Here is a 22,793-nt window from a genome sequence, read left to right as displayed (position 1 = left end):
TGTCGCGAGGTGGCGTATATTACGCTTTCCTCTTTCAGAGTCAAGCTCTATTTGAGCTTTTCTCTTCAGACCCGACGCTGCGAAGTGATTCGTTAGCGCCGTGTCGATGGAGGCGCATTATAGGGAGCCTGAGAGAGATGGCAAGCGGTAATATGAAAAAAAATGACGACCGCTCGCCTTTTGACCGTTACGCCTGTTTTTCCCGCGTTTTGATGGCCTGAGGCAGTTCTGCAAGGCTATTCAGCACCCAGTCAGCCGCTTTTTCCGCTTCTTCTGTTACCGGTTTACCGGTACGCACCAGCACGCGCGTTCCTACCTGGGCGGCGGCGGCGGCCTGCATATCTTCTGCTTTATCACCCACCATATAAGAAGCGCTCATATCTATATGAAGATAGTCACGCGCTGAGATCAGCATGCCCGGCTGCGGTTTACGGCAGTCACAGCTCTGGCGAAACGCCTCTACCGCCGCTTCCGGATGGTGCGGACAATAATAGATACCGTCCAGATCGACGCCGCGATCCGCCAGCGACCAGTCCATCCATTCGGTCAGGGTTTCAAACTGGTCTTCAGTAAACAGCCCACGAGCGATACCTGACTGGTTAGTTACCAGCACAAGCGCGTAGCCCATCGCCTTCAGCTCACGCAACGCATCGATAACGCCATCGATAAACTCAAACTGGTCGATTTCATGAACATAACCGTGATCGACATTAATAGTGCCATCGCGGTCGAGAAAAATAGCCGGGACTTGATTCGCCACCAGAGTACTCCTGAGATAAGTTATGCCGCCTAGTATCGCATGTTTCCCTTTGAGAGAAAGTGTCATTGCGTCGCCCGCATTGATTTAGACGTCTGGATGCCTTACCATCCGTTGCAATAACGGCGTTTGTCCGTGTCTGGCAGTATAAAATGCCACCCTTTACTCGTTTACGATAATTATTAGCCTGATGATAAAACTTTCGAATATCACCAAAGTGTTCCAGCAGGGCAATCGCGTGGTGAACGCGCTGAACAATGTCAGCCTGCACGTTCCTGCCGGGCAAATTTACGGCGTGATTGGTGCCTCCGGTGCCGGTAAAAGCACGCTGATTCGCTGCGTTAACTTGCTGGAACGCCCCACGCAGGGCACGGTACTGGTCGGTGGCCAGGATCTGACTGCGCTCTCTGAATCGCAGCTCACTCAGGCTCGTCGCCAGATTGGCATGATCTTCCAGCACTTCAATTTACTCTCATCCCGTACCGTGTTTGGTAACGTCGCCCTGCCGCTGGAGCTGGATAACACGCCGCGCGAAGAGATCGAACGTCGGGTCAACGAACTGCTGGAGCTGGTTGGGCTTTCCGACAAGCGTGACGCCTGGGCCGCTAACCTTTCCGGTGGACAGAAACAGCGCGTTGCCATTGCCCGCGCGTTGGCCAGTAACCCAAAAGTGCTGCTGTGCGATGAAGCCACCAGCGCCCTCGACCCGGCCACCACGCGCTCCATTCTGGAGCTGTTAAAGGATATAAACCGCCGCCTTGGGCTGACGATCCTGCTGATTACCCATGAGATGGATGTCGTGAAGCGCATCTGCGACTGCGTGGCAGTGATCAGCAACGGCGAACTGATTGAGCAGGATACGGTGAGCGAAGTGTTCTCTCATCCGAAAACGCCGCTGGCGCAACAGTTTATTCAGTCCACGCTGCATCTCGACGTACCCGAAGATTACTCGGTTCGCCTGCGCCCTGCGCCGGAAACCGCGGAAAGCGTACCGCTGCTGCGTCTGGAATTTACCGGTCAGTCGGTGGATGCTCCGCTGCTTTCGGAAACCGCACGTCGTTTCAACGTTAATAACAACATTATCAGCGCGCAGATGGATTACGCCGGCGGCGTGAAGTTCGGCATTATGCTCGCTGAAATGCACGGCTCGCAGCAGGATACAAAAGCCGCGGTCGCTTATCTCCAGGAACATCATGTGAAAGTCGAGGTGTTAGGTTATGTCTGAAGCAATGATGTGGTTACTGGTTAAAGGCGTCTGGGAGACGCTGGCGATGACCTTTGTCTCCGGCTTCTTCGGTTTTGTCATTGGTCTGCCGGTTGGCGTGCTGCTCTATATTTCCCGTCCGGGGCAGATTAGTGAAAACGCGAAGCTTTACCGTGCTATCTCTGCGCTGGTGAATATCTTCCGTTCAATTCCCTTCATTATCCTGCTGGTGTGGATGATCCCCTTCACCCGCGTGATTGTCGGCACGTCAATCGGTCTGCAGGCCGCGATCGTTCCACTTACCGTCGGCGCTGCACCTTTTATTGCGCGTATGGTGGAAAATGCTCTGCTGGAAATTCCGGCTGGCCTGATCGAAGCCTCACGGGCGATGGGCGCAACGCCGCTGCAAATTATTCGTAAGATCCTGCTGCCGGAGGCGCTGCCGGGGCTGGTGAACGCCGCAACCATTACGCTTATCACGCTGGTTGGCTACTCGGCGATGGGCGGCGCGGTAGGTGCCGGCGGTCTCGGTCAGATTGGCTATCAGTACGGTTATATCGGCTACAACGCTACCGTAATGAATACCGTTCTGGTATTGCTGGTGGTTCTGGTTTACTTAATTCAGTTTGCAGGCGATCGTATCGTCCGTACGGTTACCCACAAATAAGCAGTTACACACAACATCAAGATACTTGAGTAAGGAAAGATTATGGCGTTCAAATTGAAAACTCTGGCGGTGATGGGTGCGCTTATCGGCTCGCTGGCGCTGGCAGGCTGTGGTCAGGAAGAGAAAGATCCGAACCATATTAAAGTGGGCGTAATCGTCGGTGCTGAGCAGCAGGTGGCTGAAGCGGCGCAGAAAGTTGCAAAAGAGAAATACGGTCTTGATGTTGAGCTGGTGACCTTTAACGATTACGTTCTGCCGAACGAAGCCCTGAGCAAAGGCGACATCGACCTGAACGCCTTCCAGCACAAACCGTATCTGGATCAGCAGATCAAAGATCGCGGCTATAAGCTGGTGTCAGTGGGCAACACCTTCGTTTACCCGATCGCTGGCTATTCCAAAAAGATTAAGTCACTGGAAGAGCTGCAGCCGGGTTCTCAGGTTGCGGTCCCTAACGACCCGACCAACCTCGGTCGCTCCCTGCTGCTGCTGCAGAAAGTGGGCCTGATTAAACTGAAAGACGATATCGGCCTGCTGCCGACCGTGCTGGACGTGACCGAAAACCCGAAAAACCTGAAGATTGTTGAACTGGAAGCGCCGCAGCTGCCGCGCTCGCTGGATGATGATCAGATTGCCCTGGCCGTTATCAACACTACCTACGCCAGCCAGATCAACCTGACCCCGGCTAAAGACGGCATCTTCGTGGAAGATAAAGACTCCCCGTATGTAAACATGCTGGTTACCCGCGAAGACAATAAAGACGCGGAAAACGTGAAGAAATTTGTACAGGCCTATCAGTCTGAAGAAGTGAACGCCGCAGCGAATAAAGTCTTCAACGGCGGCGCGGTAAAAGGCTGGTAAGCCTGAGCGCAACAGTTATACCAAACGGGCTACGGCCCGTTTTTTCATTTCTGGCCCGTCTCGCGGTAAATGTTGTCCACTATTCTGAACAGACAACCTTTTAAAGTTGCTATAGGATATTGACGGTTATTTTTGACCGGGTACCTTTTTCGGGTAACAACACCTTTTTTACCCGACGCAGCGCACGCTTCCATGACGTTATGCTGCCGCCGGTATCCATTACCTGATTCAATCATGCTTATCTTGCTTATTCATCGAGGACAAATTATGCGTGCTTTACCGATCTGTTTATTAGCGCTCGCCCTGAGCGGCTGTTCCATGTTAGACAGATCCCCTGTTGAACCTGCCAAAAGCACGACAGCGCCTGCGAAAACGGAACCGACCAGACCACGTGCATCAGCCCCTGCGCCGGTAAAAATCTACACCAATGCTGAAGACTTACTGGGCAAACCGTTCCGCGATATGGGTGAAGTCACCGGCGAGTCGTGCCAGGCCAGCAATCAGGACTCACCGCCGAATATCCCGACCGCCCGGAAACGCCTACAGATCAACGCCTCTAAAATGAAAGCGAACGCGGTTCTGCTGCACAGCTGTGAAGTGACCAGCGGCACGCCGGGTTGTTATCGTCAGGCAATTTGTATCGGTTCGGCGCTTAACGTTTCTGCGAAATGACCGCATTCAGCTTTGAGCAAATCGGCGTTATCCGCTCCCCTTATAAAGAAAAATTCGCCGTCCCGCGCCAGCCAGGCCTGGTGAAAGACGGGCACGGCGAGCTCCATCTTCTCGCGCCCTACAATCAGCCCGATGCCCTGCGCGGCCTGGAAGGCTTCAGTCATCTGTGGTTGCTGTTTGTGTTTCATCAGACGATGGAAGGCGGCTGGCGGCCTACGGTGCGCCCGCCACGGCTGGGCGGTAATGCGCGGATGGGCGTATTCGCCACGCGCTCTACCTTTCGCCCGAACCCTGTGGGTATGTCGCTGGTCGAAATCAAAGGCATTATCTGCCAGAAAGAGCGCGTGATCCTGAAGCTGGGCAGCCTCGATCTGGTGGATGGCACGCCGATCATTGATATCAAACCCTACCTGCCGTTCGCCGAAGCGCTGCCTGACGCCCGCGCCGGCTATGCGCAGCATGCGCCGTCTGCCGATATGCCGGTCTTTTTCACCGCAGAGATCGCCGCCCGCCTGCAGACCCTGGAAAAACGCTATCCGCATCTTCAGCGCTTCATCCGCGATGTGCTGGCTCAGGACCCGCGCCCGGCCTACCGTAAGGGCGAAGACGCGGGCAAAACTTATGCCGTCTGGCTGCTGGATTTCAACGTGCGCTGGCGGGTAACCGAGCATGGCGCAGAAGTGTTTGCACTCGAAGCACGCTAAATTGATATCACTCTCTTTTGGCAACTCTGTCACACTGATAAACTAAACCACTTTTTTGTGTCAGGCATCACTCAGCCTGCATGTCTCAAATGGAACCGTAACAACATGCGTACTAGCCAATATCTGCTCTCCACCCTTAAGGAGACACCTGCCGACGCGGAAGTGATCAGCCATCAGCTGATGCTGCGCGCCGGGATGATCCGCAAGCTGGCCTCCGGGTTGTATACCTGGCTCCCGACCGGCCTGCGCGTGCTGAAAAAAGTCGAAAACATCGTGCGTGAAGAGATGAACAACGCCGGTGCGATCGAGGTGTCTATGCCGGTGGTGCAGCCAGCAGATCTGTGGCAGGAGAGCGGACGTTGGGAGCAGTACGGCCCGGAGCTGCTGCGCCTGGTCGATCGCGGCGATCGTCCGTTTGTGCTCGGTCCGACGCATGAAGAGGTGATCACTGACCTGATCCGTAACGAGCTCAGCTCCTATAAGCAGCTGCCGCTTAACTTCTTCCAGATCCAGACCAAGTTCCGTGATGAAGTGCGTCCGCGCTTTGGCGTGATGCGCTCCCGCGAGTTCCTGATGAAGGATGCCTACTCGTTCCACACCACCCAGGAATCCTTGCAGGAAACCTACGACAACATGTACGCCGCCTACAGCAAAATCTTCTCCCGCATGGGGCTGGATTTCCGTGCGGTACAGGCAGATACCGGCTCTATCGGCGGTAGCGCATCGCACGAATTCCAGGTGCTGGCCCAGAGCGGCGAAGACGATATCGTCTTCTCTACCGGTTCCGACTATGCCGCCAACATCGAACTGGCCGAAGCCGTTGCGCCTGCTGAGCCGCGCGCCGCCGCCAGCCAGGAGATGACGCTGGTTGAGACCCCGAACGCGAAAACCATCGCCCAGCTGGTAGAGCAGTTCAACCTGCCGGTCGAAAAAACCGTGAAAACTCTGCTGGTGAAAGCGGTGGAAGGCAGCGCTTACCCGCTGGTTGCCCTGCTGGTTCGCGGCGATCACGAGCTCAACGAAGTGAAGGCGGAGAAACTGCCGCAGGTCGCAAGCCCGCTGACTTTCGCCACCGAAGAAGAGATCCGCGCCGCGGTTAACGCCGGCCCTGGTTCGCTCGGTCCGGTCAATATGCCGGTGCCGGTGGTTATCGATCGCAGCGTAGCGGTGATGAGCGACTTTGCCGCGGGCGCTAACGTCGATGGCAAACACTACTTCGGTATTAACTGGGATCGCGATCTGGCGACCCCGGAAGTCGCCGATATCCGTAACGTAATGGTCGGCGACGTCAGCCCGGATGGTCAGGGCACGCTGCTTATCAAACGCGGTATCGAAGTGGGTCATATCTTCCAGCTTGGCACCAAATACTCTGAAGCGATGAAAGCCTCGGTACAGGGTGAAGATGGTCGCAATCAGATCCTGACCATGGGCTGCTACGGTATCGGCGTGACCCGCGTGGTGGCTGCCGCGATTGAGCAGAACAACGATGACCGCGGCATCATCTGGCCGGACGCGATTGCCCCGTTCCAGGTGGCGATCCTGCCGATGAACATGCACAAATCCTTCCGCGTGCAGGAGCTGGCCGAGAATCTTTACAACGCGCTGCGCGCTAAAGGCATTGATGTGCTGATGGACGATCGTAAAGAGCGTCCGGGCGTGATGTTTGCTGATATGGAACTGATCGGTATTCCGCACACCGTGGTGATTGGCGACCGCAACCTCGACAGCGACGAGATTGAGTACAAACACCGTCGCAGCGGCGAGAAGAAGATGATCAAGACCGGCGACATCCTGGATTACCTGCTGGCAAACATCCCGCGTTAATCCCTCCCGGAAAAACAAAAGCCCCGCACTGGCGGGGCTTTTTTATTTACCGGCCGGAGGCTCAGTCATCGCAGCCTTTGCCAGCAGTAAAGGTGCCGTGCTCATCCACCACCAGCGTTTTTTCCGGCGCGCCGGTATCTTCATTGGCGTCGATGGCAAAATGCGCCTTCACGATCAGCAGTACCGGCGCACCCGCCTCACCCCGCGCCTGGGCATAGCCACGTTCAAGCTGCGCATTGTTCGTCACACCGGTGCGCTTGCCGGTCACACAGTCGGTGAATACCGCTGCATCCGCCATATAGCGGTACATACCTTTCATCACCATCGGCGTGGCGGGTAACCCGGCATCCACGGCTTTCAGGGTGTAATCGAAATTCGATTCGATGGGGTGCCCTTCCCGGTCGAGCATTTCCAGATCGTCGCCTTTCGGGCGGAAATAGCGCTTCTCACCATCAACCCCGGTCAACACCAGCCGGTCGGCGGTGCGCGCCCAGCGGCCATACGACGCAAATGCGCTGTCAGCTTTGCCGCCCTGGTAACGCTCGTTCATCACCCAGGTACCGTCTTTTTCCAGAAATAGCGTGGTTTCGATACCGCTGCAGTCAGCGCAGGGCAGCACCCCGCGGTAGCTCTGCTGCATCGCTTTCAGCTCTCCCGCCTGCTCCTGGGCAACGGAGCGCTCGTCATTCCGGTTATTACATCCCGGCAGCGCCGCCACGGCGCACAGGGCCGCAATCAGGATAAATCGTTTTTTCATGGGTATTCCTTTTCATTGATTCCCTGTTACAGACCCCGGACCTTGCCTCGCAGCGCCTTGGTGGCTGATTTCTGGGATTTAGCATCGAGCCGGCGCAGCTTTGAGGCGCGCGTCGGTTTTGTAGCCCTTCGACTTTTCTGCGGGGTCGTTAGTTCCGTAATCAGGTTAACCAGACGTGCGATCGCCGCTTCGCGGTTCATCTCCTGGCTGCGGTGCTCCTGAGCTTTGATGATCACCACCCCGTCGGCGGTGATCAGGTGATGCGTGGCGGCCAGCAAGCGCTCTTTATACGACTCGGGCAGGCTGGAGGCGCGAATATCGAAGCGCAGATGAATGGCGGTCGAGGTTTTATTGACGTGCTGTCCGCCCGCCCCCTGGGCGCGAATGGCGGTGATCTCCACCTCGTTATCGGGAATGGTGACGTTGCGTGACAGTTCAATCATGCGTGCTGTTGCCAGGTGGTAAAGTGAATTTCCAGGTTGTTTTCAGGGTCCGACAGCCAGATGGCGCCCTCCTGAATCGTTGCCTGCAGCGACATCGTGCGCGTCGCAAAGGCCGTCAGCTTCGCCAGCTGCTCATCATCCAGATACCAGATGCTGAGGTTGCTGTAGCTGGCAAGCTTCGTCTGGTTTTGCTGCCACCAGATTTGCGCCGCACGACTATTATAGGCGAACAGCGCCACCTCTTTAGACTGGGTGCAGGCTTTCTTGACGCGCTTTTCATCCGGCAGACCCAGCTCAATCCACAGATCGATACCCAGATGATCGTTGCGCAGCCAGGCTTCGGGCTCGTCTTCGGCACTGAGACCGCGAGTAAATTGCAAACGCTCATCCGCGAACTTGATCCACGCCAGCAGGCGCAGCATCAGGCGCTCTTCGGTTTCAGAAGGGTGGCGCGCCAGGGTCAGCGTGGTATCAAGATACTGGTTACGATCCATGTCGGCCACGTTGACCATTGCTTTGTAGATTGTTGCTTTTAACGCCATCACACCACTCCTTTTCATAAGAGCGGCTATTGTAGCGAATTTGCCCGTAAAGCGCTGTCGGGCTTTGACATTCTGCCCCGGTGCCACGCTGATAATGGCGCGGCGAGTATGGTATAGTCACCTTGCTAAACAGAGTTTATCCTCGTAGGCTTATCGTGCATCCCACGAAAAGTCTGTTGTCTGGGCTCTGGACAGGAGGGCATGTGGAAAAATATTGTGAGTTAATACGCCAGCGTTATGCTGAGATTGCCAGCGGCGATCTGGGGTACGTCCCCGATGCGCTGGGCTGCGTATTACGGGTTCTGAATGAGGTCGTTGAGAACGACGCCATTTCAGAGGCGGTCAGGGAAAAGGCGGCGTATGCTGCCGCGAACTTACTGGTGAGCGATTATGTCAATGAATGATGCCTATCAACCCATCAATTGCGATGACTATGACAATCTCGAACTCGCCTGCCAGCATCATTTATTACTGACGCTGGAGCTTAAAAGCGGTGAGGTTCTGAAGGCGAAGGCCAGCGATCTGGTGTCACGTAAAAATGTGGAATACCTGATTGTTGAAGACGCGGGTGCCACACGCGAGCTGCGCCTCGATAAGATCGCCAGCTTCAGCCATCCTGAAATTGGTACCGTCGTGGTGAGCGAATCCTGATCCCCCTCCGGTTTACAACGTGGGCAGCCTGAGCTGCCCTTTTTTACGCCTCTGCATCACGCTCCCAGCACAGCTGCCAGCCGTTTTCATCCCCAGCCCGCCCTTCCTGAGTAACAAACACGCCCACGGCGGAAATGAGCTGTTCGCCGTAAAACAGCAGCGGCACGATCTCGCGCTCCCACGGCGGAATGCCCAGTTCCTGCCACAGTTTTTTCAGGCTGCGCCCGCGCTCGCGCCCGACGATATGCAGCGTGCCTGCGGCGCGGTAGCGGATCGACACGCGTTCCCCGTCTCGCGGCGCGCGCACGCGCTGCCCTTCCCCGAGAGACAGCCTCCCGCCCGTCAGGCTGAGCGACGAATACGGCGCATCCCAGTAAATGACCGGGTTCGTCGGCGCTGGCAGATTTTTTACCCACCAGAGCCGGTCCTGATAACGCCGCACCGCGTAATCGCCGAACACCAGTTTTGGCGCAGCATCTTCCCGGCTCAGCGCAACTTCGGACCAGACTCGCGCCAGTGCCGCACGCGACGGCATCTGCGCATGATGCGTGGCAAACCAGCGCCGCAGCAGCGCGCCACGCTTTGCCTCGCGCATGGCTTTCAGGGGGACGATCGCAAGAGTGCCCCGGGCATCCAGCAGGCTGTGCAGTTCATCGTCCAGCAGCTCATCCAGCAACTGCTCCTGCTCGGCGCACAGCGCGGCGCTGCGGGCTACCATGCCGGCGAAGTGGGGCCAGCGTGCATTGAGTAACGGCAGAACATCCAGCCGTAAGAAGTTACGATCGAAGCGGCGGCTCTGATTGCTTTCATCCTCAATCCACTGCAGGCCGTGCTGCTGCGCCCACTGCTCCAGCGTATGACGCGGCGTATTGAGCAGCGGACGACGCAGCCATCCCGCGCCGAACGGCACAGCGGCGGGCATCGCCGCCAGCCCTGCCGGACCGCTGCCGCGCTTGAGCGCCAGTAAAAAGGTTTCGCACTGATCGTCCAGATGCTGCGCGGTGACCAGCGCTTCATCCGTGCGCAGCGCAGCAGACAACGCCCGATAACGCGCCTCGCGTGCCTGGGCTTCAATCCCGTTGCCGTCATCCACCAGCGTCACGCGCACGACGTCCAGCGTCACCTGCCAGGCATCACACTGCGCCTGGCAGTGCGCCGCCCAGTTATCGGCGTTGTCACTCAGACCGTGATGGATATGGATGGCACGCAGGTGCAAGTCGGGATGAGCGGCGCGAAGCTGCACCAGCTGATGCAACAGCACCGTGGAGTCGAGGCCGCCGCTGTACGCCACCAGAAACTGGTGCGACGGGCGAAGCGAAGCAAGAAGCGTATCGGGCGTCATAGGGGTATGTCACAGACCGGGCGGTTAAGCCCGGAACGTTACCGGGCATTATCCGCGCTTGCAAGCGTTACTGCTGGTAAAGCTCCAGCGGCAGGCCATCGGGATCGGCAAAGAAGGTGAAGCGTTTGTTGGTCAGCGGATCGATGCGGATCGGCTCGCACTTCACGCCGTGGGATTCGAGATGGGTTACCGCCTGGTCAATGTCATCGACGCTGAAGGCCAGGTGACGCAGGCCGCAGGCTTCAGGGTGGCTCGGGCGCGCGGGCGGGAAGGGAAACGAGAACAGCTCAATTACGTACTGCTCCCCGAGGCCGAGATCGCCTTTCCAGGAGTCCCGCGCCTCGCGATAGGCCTCTGATAACAGGTTAAAACCCAGCACGTCACAGTAGAATGATTTACTGGTCTGATAATCCGACGCGATGATGGCGATATGGTGCACCAGCTTTAAACCCAGCATTCCTTTCTCCTTAGTTTGATGCGGCAGCCTGTGCCAGCGCTGCCGAAAGCCATTAAGCCTGTTTTAACACCCTGACCCGGTACACGCCGTCTTCCCCGAGTCTGGCGCCGTGAATATCCGTTTCGAAACCGGGATAGTGACGGCCAATAGAGCACAGCATCAGCATAAAATCGAGGACGGCCCGGCTCCGCTCGGTGATCATCTCCCCCGGCATCACCAGCGGCACGCCCGGCGGATACGGCAGGATCATGTTGGCCGACACCCGGTTCAGCAGGCCGTCAATTTCCACGGTTTCAACGTTACCCTTTACCTGCTGCTGGTACGCCTGATGCGGCGTCATTTTCATCTCCGGCAGAGTGTCGAACGCCCGCAGCATCAGTTCCGGCAGCTTGTGCTGGCGGATCAGATCGTGAATGCCCTGCCCCAGCGTCTGGATGCGCATATTGCGATAGAAATCCGGATCTTCTGCGTAGAGATCCGGCAGCATGTTTTTCACCCGCAGATTGAGATCCCAGGCGCGTTTGAACTCCGTCAGCCCGCGCAGCAGGCTCATCGCCCGGGTCTTATCAATGCCGATGCTGAACAGAAACAGCAAATTGTAGGGGCCGGTCTTTTCCACCACCACCCCGCGCTCGTCGAGGAATTTCGCCACCAGCGCCGCCGGGATCCCCTCTTCGCTCATCTCGCCCTGCTGGTTCATTCCCGGCGTCAGGATCGTGACCTTAACCGGGTCGAGGAACATATGGTCGCCATCGGCATTGTTGAAGCCGTGCCACGCCCGTCCCGGTTCAATGGGCCAGCAGTCGGCTTCCTCGACATCCTCAGGTTGCCAGATATCGAAAAACCATCCATCAGATTCTTCGCGAAGACGCTGCACTTCTTTACGAAAATGGAGCGCGCGTTCGACGGAGCGGTTGATCAGCCGCCGTCCGGGGTTGCCGCGCAGCATCGCCGCCGCGGTTTCGATGGAGGCCACCAGCGGATAGCTCGGCGAGGTAGTGGTGTGCATCATGTACGCTTCGTTGAAGGTCTCTTCGTCGTAATCCCCTTTGATGTGGATCAGCGATGCCTGGGAGAGCGCAGCCAGCATTTTATGGGTGGACTGGGTTTCGTAGAACACTTTGCCCGGCACCCGCTCGCCACTCATGCCGCTTTTGCCGTTGTAGATCGGGTGAAAATGGGTATAGGGCACCCAGGCGGAGTCGAAGTGGATCGACGGCACGTCGAGGGTCTGCTTGATCCAGTTGGTGTTATACAGCAGCCCGTCATAAGTGGAGTTGGTGATTACGGCGTGCACTGGCCAGCTCGCGCCGTGGGTGGCCGCCACTTTCTGCTCGATGGTGGCGCGCAGGAACTCCTGCCGCGGAATGCCACCGAGAATGCCCAGCGCATTGCGGGTGGGTTTCATCCAGATCGGGACGATGTCGCTCATCATCAGCAGATGCGTCAGCGACTTATGGCAGTTGCGATCCACCAGCAGCGTGCTGCCCGCAGGAGCGGCATACATGCCGATGATTTTATTCGAGGTGGAGGTGCCGTTGGTCACCATGTAGCTCTGCTCGGCCCCGAAGGTGCGGGCGATATACTCTTCGGCCTCCAGATGCGGCCCGGTGTGATCGAGCAGCGATCCCAGCTCGGTTACCGAGATCGAGACGTCCGCTTTCAGGGTATTGCCGCCGAAAAAATCGTAAAACAGACAGCCGACCGGGCTTTTCTGGTAAGCGGTACCGGCCATATGCCCCGGCGTGCAGAAGGTATATTTCCCCTCGTTCACATAGGTGAATAGCGCTTTGGTCAGCGGCGGCGTGATGTTGTCGTGATACTCATTGGTGTACTGCCGGATGCGCGCGGCGATATCTTCCGCCTGGCCCAGCCCGTATTCAAAGAACCACAGCGCCATGCGCATCTCGTTGGCGGTAACGTCCATCGTCGAGTGGGTATTAATGAAGGCATACAGCGGCAGGTACTCGTTGAGCTGGTTGATCTCGCAGCACAGATCGAGGCTGTATTCGTCCCAGTCAAAGATCACGCCGCAGACGCGCGGGTTGTGCTCAATAAGCTTCAGCAGATCGTTGCTGTTGTCCGGCCAGACCGGCTGAAATCCCTGCTGAATGAGCGCCTGCTGCAGCTCCCTGATGGGTTCATCTTTATAAAACGCCCCGTGCGGGCCCATGATGGCAATGGTATTCAATGCTTACCTCCTGGAAAAAAGCGTCTGGTAAGCATAGTTGAGTGAAGCGCGTCGGCAGCCGATAAGGCAAAAAACCACCTCGCGGGAGGTGGTTGAGCAGGGAAAGTGCCAGCCCGCAGGCTGGCAACAGGGTTACAGCGCGGTCCAGGCATCGGACCAGGCGATACCGGCGCCCGGCTCGTAGTAGGCTGGAGCCACGCTGCACCAGCTTCCTTCCGGGAAGGGTTTGCACTGGTAGAGCGCACCGTTGTTCAGCACGATGTCCCCGGGTTTCCAGGCATGGCTACCTGACCAGGCCGGATACGCGGTCGGCTTGTCATCCGGCGTTTTCGCCTTCGCTTTCACGTTAAGGGTGTAGGTCGTCGTGTCGCTCAGCTTCCCGTCGTCCACCTTCAGGCTGATGATGTACTGCGCATCGGCGGCGGTGTCAGGCACGTTAAAGGTCACCACGCTCTTATCCTTGCCGCTCACGGTCTGCCCGGTCTGCGCCATCCAGTTGTAGGTCAGCGCATCACCATTTTCATCGCTGGAGCCGGCACCGTTGAGCGATACCTTGCTACCGGCCTCGACCGCGCCGACCGGCCCGCTGATACGTGCAATCGGCGCGACGTTGGTCTGACCCGGTGAAGGCTGCGGCGTTGGGGTTGGCGTCGGGGTTGGCGCTGGCGCTGGCGTGGCCGATCCATCCTCAACCACCTTAACGTTGAAGTGTTTTTTCACGCACTGGGTATAGTCGCCGTCTTTAAAGGCGCTGAACGGCGTCTGATAACCCACCAGCTGGCAGGCATAGGTCAGCCCGTCCGGGGTGGTGGTGCTCCAGCCCCAGTCCATCTCCCAGTAGATCGGCAATGCGCCCGCACCACCGGCATCAAACTGCTTCATTTTCTTACAGCCCAGCACTTCATCCGCCGGCACGTTTACCTTGAGGTATTTCGCGAACTCCCTGTAATAGGCGATGCGGTTCAGCGACTGGGCGTTCTCCGCTTCGCCGCCGCACTCCACGCCACCGTTGATAATCTGGATGGTGACGCCGAAGCCCGGCACCAGCCCGCTCTCTTTGTCATGCTGATTCGGCTGCCAGGTCTGGTCGATGACGTGCAGCATGCTGGGTTTTGGCGGCTGCGGATAGACGAAGAAGAAGATGGCGCTCGCCAGGTTCATCCAGGTATCGGCAACCAGATCGGGTTTATCCAGCAGCGGGCGCACATCGCCATACATCGCATCGGAGAACGGACCGTAGTTGTAGTTATACGAGAGCTGCTTGGCACCGCGACCAAAGTAGCTCAGGAAGTCGCCGTCTTTGTCCTTACCGCAGGGCCAGGTCTGCCCCTGCCAGGTATCAGGGTTGCACTCGCCGTTATAGCCGCCCTTCTGCCCTTCGGCCCAGCCCATCTCACGCAGGTAGACCAGCGCCTGACGCCACTCCGGCTCCTCGCGCCAGCTCTCGTGCCCGCCCGTCTCCTGAGCAAAGTGGGCAAACATCGTCGCCAGCGACTTACGGCAGATGGCCTCGGCGTCACGCCCGTCGCTGTAGGCGCCGCACACCGCCGGGAATTTACCCACCGCTTTCAGGAAGTTCACGTAGGTGTACTCTCTGGCGCGCAGCGGAAAGAGAAAATCCCAGTCCTTCGCGCTGATGATGCTTTCTACCCGCCGCACGTTTTCCGGATTGCCACTATTACCCGGCTCGATTTTTTCAACCTGGGCATTATCCAGCGTGCGGATAGACGCTTTGACCGACTGCATCAGCGGAAATCCACTCAGCTCCTGCTCCTTCTTCTGCAGATCCGCCGCGTTAACGCTGTAAGGTTCGCTGGCAGTGAGTAGCGGCGCTGCCCCCGCCTGTGCGCCAAACAGTAAGCCTGCCGCACCCAGCGCGGCGATGTGTGGTGATGTCATACCCTTCCCCTTTTCGCATTGAACATACCGATGTGGTGAAGGGAGTGTATGGAAAGCGCGGACGTTGCATTCTCACAACGTCTCACGCGACGACTCACATAATCTCAGTGCTGCAGGCATAAAAAAAGGGCCGCATCATGCGGCCCTTGATGGCAGATAACAAACCCTAATCAGGCGTAGCCGTAGCTCATCAGACGCTGATAGCGACGGTTGAGCAGATCGTCTTTGCTCAGCACGTCCAGATCTTCAAGATCGGCCAGCAGCTGCGCTTTCAGGGATGCAGCCATCGCTTCCGGGTTGCGGTGCGCGCCACCCAGCGGCTCCGGGATCACGGAGTCGATAAGCTTCAGCTCTTTCAGACGCGGTGCGATGATGCCCATCGCTTCAGCCGCCAGCGGAGCTTTATCTGCGCTTTTCCACAGAATGGAGGCGCAACCTTCCGGGGAGATAACTGAGTAGGTGCTGTACTGCAGCATGTTGACTTTGTCGCCCACGCCGATCGCCAGCGCGCCGCCGGAGCCGCCTTCGCCGATAACGGTGCAGATCACCGGTACGGTCAGACGTGACATTTCGCGCAGGTTGCGGGCAATGGCTTCGGACTGGCCGCGCTCTTCCGCACCCACGCCCGGATAGGCGCCAGGGGTGTCGATGAAGGTCACGATCGGCATATTGAAGCGTTCAGCCATTTCCATCAGGCGCAGCGCTTTGCGGTAGCCTTCCGGGGCCGGCATACCGAAGTTGCGGCGGATCTTCTCTTTGGTTTCGCGGCCTTTCTGATGACCAATGATCATCACCGGGCGACCATCCAGGCGTGCGATACCGCCCACGATGGCTTTATCGTCCGCGTAAGCGCGGTCGCCAGCCAGTTCATCAAACTCGTCAAACGCCAGACGAACGTAATCCAGGGTATACGGACGCAGCGGATGACGCGCCAGTTGCGCAATCTGCCATGCACCCAGATCGGCGAAGATTTTACGCGTCAGCTCTACGCTTTTTTCGCGCAGACGAAGCACCTCTTCATCGATGTTAATATCCAGTTTTTCATCCTGACGGCTTACCGACGTCAGGGAATCGATTTTCGCTTCCAGCTCAGCAATCGGCTGTTCGAAATCAAGGAAATTCAGACTCATAGTATTCCTGTTTTAGTCAAACTCCAGTTCCACCTGCTCCGGACCTGGCAGGCCACGCGGCTTCCGGTTCGAGTATCAAAACTCGGGAACGCTGATGCTGACGCATCAGTCAAACTCCAGTTCCACCTGCTCCGAACCGATCAAGCCACGCAGATCGTTCAAGAGACGATCGCTCGGGGAAACACGCCAGGTTGCGCCGAAACGCAACCGCGCACGTGCATCCGCCCTCTGATAGTAGAGATGTACTGGAATTGTCCCCGAACGGTGGGGTTCCAGAGACTGACGGAGACGGTTCAAAAGCTGGTCATCAATTTGCCTGTCCGTCAGCGAGATAGCAAGCCCGCGCGCATACTTTTCACGGGCATCAGCAATGTCCATCACTTCGCGGGCGGTCATTTTAAGCCCGCCGCTGAAGTCATCAAAGCTGACCTGTCCGCTGACGATCAGGATTCGGTCTTGTTCCAGCAGATGCTGGTATTTTTCCAGCGCGTCCGTGAATAACATCACTTCCAGACGCCCTGAACGGTCATCAAGGGTGCAGATGCCGATTCGGTTACCGCGCTTGGTGACCATGACCCGCGCGGCAATGACCAGACCGGCGGCGGTAATGACTTTACCGCGCTCGGTCGGGTGCATTTCTTTAAGGCGCATGCCGCCGACATAACGCTCAATTTCTTTCAGGTACTGGTTGATGGGGTGACCCGTCAGATACAGCCCGAGGGTTTCCCGCTCACCATCCAGCACGGTCTGCTCCGGCCAGGGCTGGCAGTTGGCATACGACTGCTCAATCTGTTCCGGCTCTTCTGCCAGCACGCCAAACATATCCGCCTGGCCGATGGCTTCCGCCTTCGCATGTTGATCCGCGGCCTTCAGGGCATCGCCCAGGGAATTCATCAGCGCGGCGCGGTGCGGCCCGAGGCGGTCAAACGCCCCGGACATAATCAGTTTTTCCAGCACCCGACGGTTGAGCTTTTTGGTGTCGGTGCGGGCGCAGAGATCGAACAGCTCGCGGAAATAGCCGCCTTCGTTACGCGCTTCAAGGATCGCTTCGATCGGGCCTTCGCCCACGCCTTTAATCGCGCCGATGCCGTAAACAATCTCGCCATCATCATTGACGTGGAAGTGATACAGCCCGGAGTTGATATCCGGCGGCAGGATCTTAAGTCCCATACGCCAGCACTCATCCACCAGCCCGACCACTTTGTCGGTGTTGTCCATATCCGCTGTCATTACCGCGGCCATAAACTCGGCAGGATAGTGCGCTTTCAGCCACAGCGTCTGGTACGACACCAAAGCATAAGCCGCAGAGTGCGATTTGTTAAATCCGTAACCGGCAAATTTCTCTACCAGGTCAAAGATTTTCATCGCCAGCTCGCCGTCGACGCCGTTATTTTTCGCACCGTCTTCGAAGATAGAACGCTGCTTGGCCATCTCTTCGGGTTTCTTTTTCCCCATCGCGCGGCGCAGCATATCCGCCCCGCCGAGGGTATAACCCGAGAGCACCTGGGCTATCTGCATCACCTGTTCCTGATACAGGATGATGCCGTAGGTCGGCTCCAGAACCGGCTTCAGGCTTTCATGCTGCCACTGGATGTCCGGGTATGAAATGGCTTCGCGTCCGTGTTTACGGTCGATAAAGTTATCTACCATTCCGGACTGCAACGGGCCCGGGCGGAACAGCGCTACCAGCGCGATCATATCTTCGAAGCAGTCAGGCTGCAGACGCTTGATCAGATCCTTCATGCCGCGCGATTCAAGCTGGAACACCGCAGTGGTTTCCGAGCGCTGCAGCATGTCGAAGCTTTTCTTGTCGTCAAGCGGGATTGCGGCGATATCGATCGGCTCCAGCCCCTGCTTTTCGCGGCGCGGGTTAATCATCTTCAGCGCCCAGTCGATAATGGTGAGCGTGCGCAGACCGAGGAAGTCAAACTTCACCAGGCCTGCATACTCCACGTCGTTCTTATCAAACTGGGTGACCGGATGATTACCTGATTCATCGCAGTAAAGCGGCGCGAAATCGGTAATTTTAGTCGGGGCGATAACTACCCCACCGGCGTGCTTACCGGCGTTACGCGTCACCCCTTCGAGTTTACGCGCCATGTCGATGAGGGCTTTCACTTCCTCATCGGCTTCATAAATTTCCGGCAGCTGCGGTTCAGCTTCGAACGCTTTGGCAAGCGTCATGCCCGGATCGGGCGGCACCAGCTTAGAGATACGATCGACGAAGCCGTAAGGGTGGCCGAGCACGCGTCCTACGTCGCGGATCACCGCTTTCGCCGCCATGGTACCAAAGGTGATGATCTGCGATACCGCGTCGCGCCCATACATATCGGCGACGTGGTCGATCACCTGGTCGCGTTTCTCCATGCAGAAGTCGACGTCGAAGTCAGGCATCGAGACGCGTTCCGGGTTCAGGAAGCGTTCAAACAGCAGGTCAAATTCCAGCGGATCGAGATCGGTGATTTTCAGGGCATACGCCACCAGCGAACCGGCACCGGAACCACGACCCGGCCCGACCGGAATGCCGTTATCCTTCGACCACTGGATAAACTCCATAACGATCAGGAAGTAACCCGGGAAGCCCATCTGGTTGATAACCTGCAACTCGATATCCAGACGCTCGTCGTATTCGGGGCGCTTCTGCGCGCGCTCGTCCGGGTCCGGGAAGAGAAACTCCAGGCGCTCTTCCAGCCCCTCTTTCGATTTCATGACGAGGAAATCTTCGGTCGACATATCCCCGGTCGGGAACTGCGGCAGGAAGTATTCGCCGAGGCGTACCGTGACGTTACAACGACGGGCGATTTCCACGCTGTTTTCCAGCGCTTCGGGGAGATCGGCAAACAGCTCGCACATTTCATCTTCGGTGCGCATGTACTGCTGGGTCGAGTAGTTACGCGGACGCTTCGGATCGTCGAGGGTGAAGCCGTCGTGAATGGCGACGCGGATCTCATGCGCATCAAAGTCGCCGGCGTCAATGAAGCGCACGTCATTGGTGGCGACCACCGGCAAACCGGTCTCTTCAGCCAGCGCGACCGCGGCGTGCAGATAATTTTCCTCATCCGGACGACCGGTGCGGATCAGCTCCAGGTAGAAACGATCGGCAAACCAGCGCTGATAGAACGCCACGCAGCTGTCAACCATAGCGCGGTTACCGCGCAGCAGCGATTTGCCGACGTCGCCCATGCGCCCGCCGGAGAGCAGGATCAGGCCTTCATTCAGCTCCGCCAGCCAGGCGCTGTCGATCCACGGACCGTTTACGCCGTAGCCACGCTGATAGGCCCGGGAGATGAGCAGCGTCAGGTTCTGATAGCCGGTGTTATTGGCAGCCAGCACGGTGATCTGGCTGAGCTCATCGCCCAACACATCGCTCTGCATCACAAAATCAGCACCGATGATCGGTTTTATGCCGAGGCCGTGCGATCCACCGTAGAACTTCACCAGACCGCACAGGTTAGTAAAGTCGGTGATCGCCAGCGCGGGCATGCCAAGCGCGGCCGCCTTTTTTACCAGCGGTCCCGTCTTTGCCAGCCCATCAATCATGGAGTAGTCGCTGTGCACCCTCAGGTGTACAAAACGTGGTTCAGCCATCTCAGTTTCCGATTAACGATGTACAAGCCAGTGTCTTAGCAGACAAGGCCCAGCGCGCGTTTAACCGGCGCGAAGCTGCGTCGGTGATGAATGGTGGCGCCATGTTCTGCCAGGCGTTCAAGATGAAAAGCGGTCGGATAGCCTTTGTGCTGGGCAAATCCATATTGCGGGAAGCTGAGATCCAGCTCGGCCATTTCCTGGTCGCGCGTCACTTTGGCAAGTATTGACGCCGCGCTGATTTCCGCCACCCGGCTGTCGCCTTTAACGACCGCCAGAGAAGGCATCGGCAGCGCCGGGCAGCGATTGCCGTCGATCAGCACATACTCCGGAACCACGTTCAGCCCGGCGACGGCGCGCTGCATCGCCAGCATAGTGGCGTGCAAAATATTCAGCTCGTCAATTTCATGCGGTTCAGCACGGCCAATGCTCCAGGCCAGCGCTTTTTCACGGATTTCGAGGTACAGCGCCAGGCGGCGCTTTTCCGACAGCTTTTTCGAATCGGCAAGCCCAACGATGGGGCGCTGCGGATCGAGGATAACCGCAGCGGTCACTACCGCGCCGACCAGCGGGCCGCGGCCCACTTCGTCAACGCCGGCAACCAGATGCGTATGGGGATAGATAAATTCCATCATTATTGCGCTAACTCCAGCACCGCGTCGGCTGCCTGCTCGTCGGCATTGCAGCGAATTTGTTCATGCAGGTGACGGAAGATGTCGTGCATTTCATGACTTTTTGCCCCGCCGTCCAGCAGCGGCGTCAGCGCTGCGGCCAGTCGGGCCGGCTCGCACTCCTCCTGCAGCAGCTCTTTTACCAGTTCGCGACCGGCGAGCAGGTTGGGCAGCGAGACGTAATCAGTTTTCACCAGCCGTTTTGCCAGCCAGAAGGTAAAGGGCTTCATGCGATAGCCAACCACCATCGGGCATTTCGCCAGCATACACTCCAGCGCGGCGGTGCCGGAGGCCAGCAGCGCTGCATCACTGGCGATCATCGCTTCACGCGCCTGACCATCCAGCAGATGAATATGTAAATCCGGCGCCACTTCGGCTTTGATGCGTTCGAACTGTTCGCGACGCTTTGCGTTAACCAGCGGCACCACGACTTCAAGATCGGGCCAGCGCTCGCGCAGCAGCATCGCGGTTTTTAAGAAATCGCCGCTAAGCATCTCCACTTCCGCACCGCGGCTCCCCGGCAGCAGCGCCAGGCAGTGGGCTTCATGAGGAATGCCAAGCACGTCGCGCGCCGCGTTTTTATCCGGGTCCAGCGGCATGGCATCCGCCATGGTGTGACCGATAAAGCGGCACGGAACGTTATATTTATCGTAAAACGCTTTTTCGAAAGGCAGAAATGCCAGCACCAGGTCGGTGGCTCTGCCGATTTTGAAAACGCGTTTCTGGCGCCAGGCCCAGACCGACGGGCTGACGTAGTGAATGGTGCGAATGCCCTGCTGCTTCAGCTTGCCTTCAAGCGTGATGTTGAAGTCAGGCGCGTCAATGCCCACGAAAACATCCGGTTGCAGCTCGGTGAAGCGACGGGTGAGATCGGCGCGGATATGCAGCAGACGGCGCAAACGGCCCAGCACCTCCACGATGCCCATCACCGCCAGCTCTTCCATTTCATACCAGGCTTCACAGCCTTCAGCCTGCATGCGCGGACCGGCAACGCCAACAAAACGGGCGTCGGGATGACGCGCTTTCAATGCGCGGATGAGACCTGCACCAAGAATATCGCCGGAGGTTTCTCCGGCGACCAGGGCAATCGTAAGGGGACGCTTCGCCTGCATTTAACGAATCAGACCGCGTGTGGAGCGCTCGAAGAAGTCGCTAAACGCCTTCACTTCCGGATGACGTTCGGCAAGCTCAGCGATTTCCGGCTTCGCCTCTTCAAACGTCTTACCGCTGCGGTAGAGCAGCTTGTAAGCGTTACGAATAGCATGCAGCGCTTCTTTGCTGAAGCCGCGACGCTTGAGGCCTTCGATGTTCACGCCGTAAGGCGTGGCATGGTTGCCCTGAGCAATCACATAAGGCGGCACGTCCTGCGCCACACCGGAGCAGCCGCCAACCATCACGTGTGCGCCGATGATGCAGAACTGATGCACGGCGGTCATACCGCCGATGATAGCGTGATCGTCCACCGATACGTGGCCGGCAAGCGTGGCGTTGTTCGCGAGAATAACGCGGCTGCCGACGGTGCAGTCGTGTGCGACATGCGCGTTAACCATCATCAGGTTATCGCTCCCCACCTTCGTCAATCCACCGCCCTGTACTGTGCCGCGGTGGATAGTTACGCTTTCGCGAATGCGGTTGCGATCGCCAATTTCCACGCGGGTCGGTTCCCCGGCGTACTTAAGATCCTGGTTCACTTCACCGATAGAGGCGAACTGATAAATCTCGTTGTCGCGACCAATGGTCGTATGACCATTCACTACTACATGAGACTTCAGTACTGTACCTTCGCCGATAGTGACGTTCGGACCAACAATACAGAACGGGCCAATGTGGGCGTTGGCACCAATAACGGCACCCTCTTCCACAATAGCAGTCGGATGAATAAAGGCAGTTTTATCAATCACGTATCAGGCCTCCCGGCTACGCGCGCACATCATGGTAGCTTCGCATACGATTTTGCCGTCAACCAGCGCAACACCTTTGAAGCGCGTCAGGCCACGGCGCGTTTTTTCAAATGTGACTTCCATGATCATCTGGTCTCCTGGCACGACCGGGCGCTTAAAGCGCGCTTCGTCGATACCGGCGAAGTAATACAGTTCGCCCGGTTCAAGCTTACCAACGCTTTTGAATGCCAGAATGCCGGTCGCCTGCGCCATCGCTTCGAGGATCAGAACGCCCGGGAAAATCGGTTTGCCAGGGAAATGGCCCTGGAAAAACGGCTCGTTTACTGAGACATTTTTAACTGCGCGTAGAAAACGACCTTCTTCAAAATCCAGCACGCGATCTACCAGCAAAAACGGGTAGCGGTGCGGCAGAAGCTCTAAAATCTCTTCAATGTGCAGAGTATGAGTGTCAGTAGTCAAAATACTCTTCCTGTCTAAATGTACTGAATGTACTTATTGGCAATAATAGTAACACGGCCCGCGGCAATCCTTAGAAAGC

22 protein-coding genes are annotated in these 22,793 nt (G+C 57.5%); 8 read left to right on the top strand and 14 right to left on the bottom strand.

The features are described from left to right. Positions 1 to 187: 187 nt before the first annotated feature. Positions 188 to 826, bottom strand: a complete 639-nt coding sequence (gene gmhB, locus KFZ77_RS04005; RefSeq protein ID WP_330217910.1) for a D-glycero-beta-D-manno-heptose 1,7-bisphosphate 7-phosphatase — start codon at positions 824 to 826, stop codon at positions 188 to 190. 121 nt (positions 827 to 947) lie between these two features. On the opposite strand from gmhB, the gene metN reads away from it, so the two are divergent. The 6 genes from metN to proS all read left to right on the top strand — a co-directional run bounded on the left by metN (position 948) and on the right by proS (position 6,686). Then, positions 948 to 1,982 carry a methionine ABC transporter ATP-binding protein MetN gene (gene metN, locus KFZ77_RS04000; protein WP_031518398.1) on the top strand — a complete coding sequence of 345 codons (1,035 nt, stop codon included), beginning with the start codon at positions 948 to 950 and terminating at the stop codon, positions 1,980 to 1,982. After that, entirely contained in the window at positions 1,975 to 2,628 is a 654-nt protein-coding gene (locus KFZ77_RS03995) for a methionine ABC transporter permease MetI (protein ID WP_031518400.1), read from the top strand. Before metN ends, KFZ77_RS03995 begins: the two co-directional genes overlap by 8 nt. Positions 2,629 to 2,670: 42 nt before the next feature. Further along, entirely contained in the window at positions 2,671 to 3,486 is an 816-nt protein-coding gene (locus tag KFZ77_RS03990; protein WP_031518402.1) for a MetQ/NlpA family lipoprotein, read from the top strand. Between the two features lie 267 nt (positions 3,487 to 3,753). Beyond that, positions 3,754 to 4,158 carry an Rcs stress response system protein RcsF gene (rcsF, locus tag KFZ77_RS03985; RefSeq protein WP_031518404.1) on the top strand — a complete coding sequence of 135 codons (405 nt, stop codon included), beginning with the start codon at positions 3,754 to 3,756 and terminating at the stop codon, positions 4,156 to 4,158. Then, on the top strand, positions 4,155 to 4,862 hold the full coding sequence (gene tsaA, locus KFZ77_RS03980; protein ID WP_264385498.1) for a tRNA (N6-threonylcarbamoyladenosine(37)-N6)-methyltransferase TrmO: 708 nt from the start codon (positions 4,155 to 4,157) through the stop codon (positions 4,860 to 4,862). Before rcsF ends, tsaA begins: the two co-directional genes overlap by 4 nt. A 105-nt stretch (positions 4,863 to 4,967) precedes the next feature. After that, positions 4,968 to 6,686: a proline--tRNA ligase gene (gene proS / locus KFZ77_RS03975; protein WP_031518407.1), complete on the top strand. Its 1,719-nt coding sequence runs from the start codon at positions 4,968 to 4,970 to the stop codon at positions 6,684 to 6,686. A gap of 61 nt (positions 6,687 to 6,747) precedes the next feature. On the opposite strand, the gene nlpE is transcribed toward proS, so the two are convergent. The 3 genes from nlpE to KFZ77_RS03960 are packed head-to-tail and all read right to left on the bottom strand — an operon-like array spanning position 6,748 to position 8,428. Continuing rightward, entirely contained in the window at positions 6,748 to 7,443 is a 696-nt protein-coding gene (gene nlpE, locus KFZ77_RS03970; protein ID WP_031518409.1) for an envelope stress response activation lipoprotein NlpE, read from the bottom strand. A 26-nt stretch (positions 7,444 to 7,469) separates the two neighbouring features. Then, the gene (gene arfB / locus KFZ77_RS03965) at positions 7,470 to 7,886 is read right to left on the bottom strand and encodes an alternative ribosome rescue aminoacyl-tRNA hydrolase ArfB (RefSeq protein ID WP_031518411.1); all 417 of its coding nucleotides are present in this window, start codon (positions 7,884 to 7,886) and stop codon (positions 7,470 to 7,472) included. Beyond that, on the bottom strand, positions 7,883 to 8,428 hold the full coding sequence (locus KFZ77_RS03960; protein ID WP_031518413.1) for a YaeQ family protein: 546 nt from the start codon (positions 8,426 to 8,428) through the stop codon (positions 7,883 to 7,885). Before KFZ77_RS03960 ends, arfB begins: the two co-directional genes overlap by 4 nt. Positions 8,429 to 8,631: 203 nt before the next feature. Between KFZ77_RS03960 and KFZ77_RS03955 the strand changes: the two genes are divergently transcribed. Further along, positions 8,632 to 8,832, top strand: coding sequence for a YaeP family protein (locus KFZ77_RS03955; protein WP_031518415.1), 201 nt, complete (start codon positions 8,632 to 8,634; stop codon positions 8,830 to 8,832). Then, entirely contained in the window at positions 8,819 to 9,079 is a 261-nt protein-coding gene (rof, locus tag KFZ77_RS03950; protein WP_031518416.1) for a Rho-binding antiterminator, read from the top strand. The genes KFZ77_RS03955 and rof overlap by 14 nt, the downstream gene beginning before the upstream one ends. Positions 9,080 to 9,122: 43 nt before the next feature. Here the strand turns inward: rof and tilS are convergent, their stop codons facing one another. The 10 genes from tilS to fabZ all read right to left on the bottom strand — a co-directional run bounded on the left by tilS (position 9,123) and on the right by fabZ (position 22,714). After that, positions 9,123 to 10,421: a tRNA lysidine(34) synthetase TilS gene (tilS, locus tag KFZ77_RS03945; protein ID WP_264385497.1), complete on the bottom strand. Its 1,299-nt coding sequence runs from the start codon at positions 10,419 to 10,421 to the stop codon at positions 9,123 to 9,125. A gap of 67 nt (positions 10,422 to 10,488) precedes the next feature. Next, on the bottom strand, positions 10,489 to 10,878 hold the full coding sequence (locus KFZ77_RS03940) for a VOC family protein (RefSeq protein WP_264385496.1): 390 nt from the start codon (positions 10,876 to 10,878) through the stop codon (positions 10,489 to 10,491). A gap of 52 nt (positions 10,879 to 10,930) precedes the next feature. Then, positions 10,931 to 13,069 carry a lysine decarboxylase LdcC gene (locus KFZ77_RS03935; RefSeq protein WP_264385495.1) on the bottom strand — a complete coding sequence of 713 codons (2,139 nt, stop codon included), beginning with the start codon at positions 13,067 to 13,069 and terminating at the stop codon, positions 10,931 to 10,933. Between the two features lie 132 nt (positions 13,070 to 13,201). After that, the gene (locus tag KFZ77_RS03930) at positions 13,202 to 14,968 is read right to left on the bottom strand and encodes a glycoside hydrolase family 19 protein (protein WP_264385494.1); all 1,767 of its coding nucleotides are present in this window, start codon (positions 14,966 to 14,968) and stop codon (positions 13,202 to 13,204) included. A 170-nt stretch (positions 14,969 to 15,138) separates the two neighbouring features. Next, a complete protein-coding gene (gene accA / locus KFZ77_RS03925; protein WP_031518425.1) occupies positions 15,139 to 16,098 on the bottom strand; it encodes an acetyl-CoA carboxylase carboxyl transferase subunit alpha in 960 nt (319 codons plus the stop codon). A gap of 105 nt (positions 16,099 to 16,203) precedes the next feature. After that, entirely contained in the window at positions 16,204 to 19,686 is a 3,483-nt protein-coding gene (gene dnaE / locus KFZ77_RS03920) for a DNA polymerase III subunit alpha (RefSeq protein WP_264385493.1), read from the bottom strand. A gap of 35 nt (positions 19,687 to 19,721) precedes the next feature. Further along, the gene (rnhB, locus tag KFZ77_RS03915) at positions 19,722 to 20,318 is read right to left on the bottom strand and encodes a ribonuclease HII (protein ID WP_031518428.1); all 597 of its coding nucleotides are present in this window, start codon (positions 20,316 to 20,318) and stop codon (positions 19,722 to 19,724) included. Next, complete coding sequence (lpxB, locus tag KFZ77_RS03910; protein WP_264385492.1) at positions 20,318 to 21,466, bottom strand: lipid-A-disaccharide synthase; 1,149 nt, start codon at positions 21,464 to 21,466, stop codon at positions 20,318 to 20,320. The genes rnhB and lpxB overlap by 1 nt, the downstream gene beginning before the upstream one ends. Next, positions 21,467 to 22,255: an acyl-ACP--UDP-N-acetylglucosamine O-acyltransferase gene (gene lpxA, locus KFZ77_RS03905; protein WP_264385491.1), complete on the bottom strand. Its 789-nt coding sequence runs from the start codon at positions 22,253 to 22,255 to the stop codon at positions 21,467 to 21,469. A gap of 3 nt (positions 22,256 to 22,258) precedes the next feature. Beyond that, positions 22,259 to 22,714, bottom strand: coding sequence for a 3-hydroxyacyl-ACP dehydratase FabZ (gene fabZ, locus KFZ77_RS03900; RefSeq protein WP_017458006.1), 456 nt, complete (start codon positions 22,712 to 22,714; stop codon positions 22,259 to 22,261). Between the last annotated feature and the right edge of the window lie 79 nt (positions 22,715 to 22,793).

The sequence above is a fragment of the Siccibacter colletis genome (assembly GCF_025914095.1).
In the GTDB taxonomy this organism is placed as follows: domain Bacteria; phylum Pseudomonadota; class Gammaproteobacteria; order Enterobacterales; family Enterobacteriaceae; genus Siccibacter; species Siccibacter colletis.
Note: the sequence above shows the minus strand (reverse complement) of the source record. Positions and strands in the feature narration are given on the sequence as shown.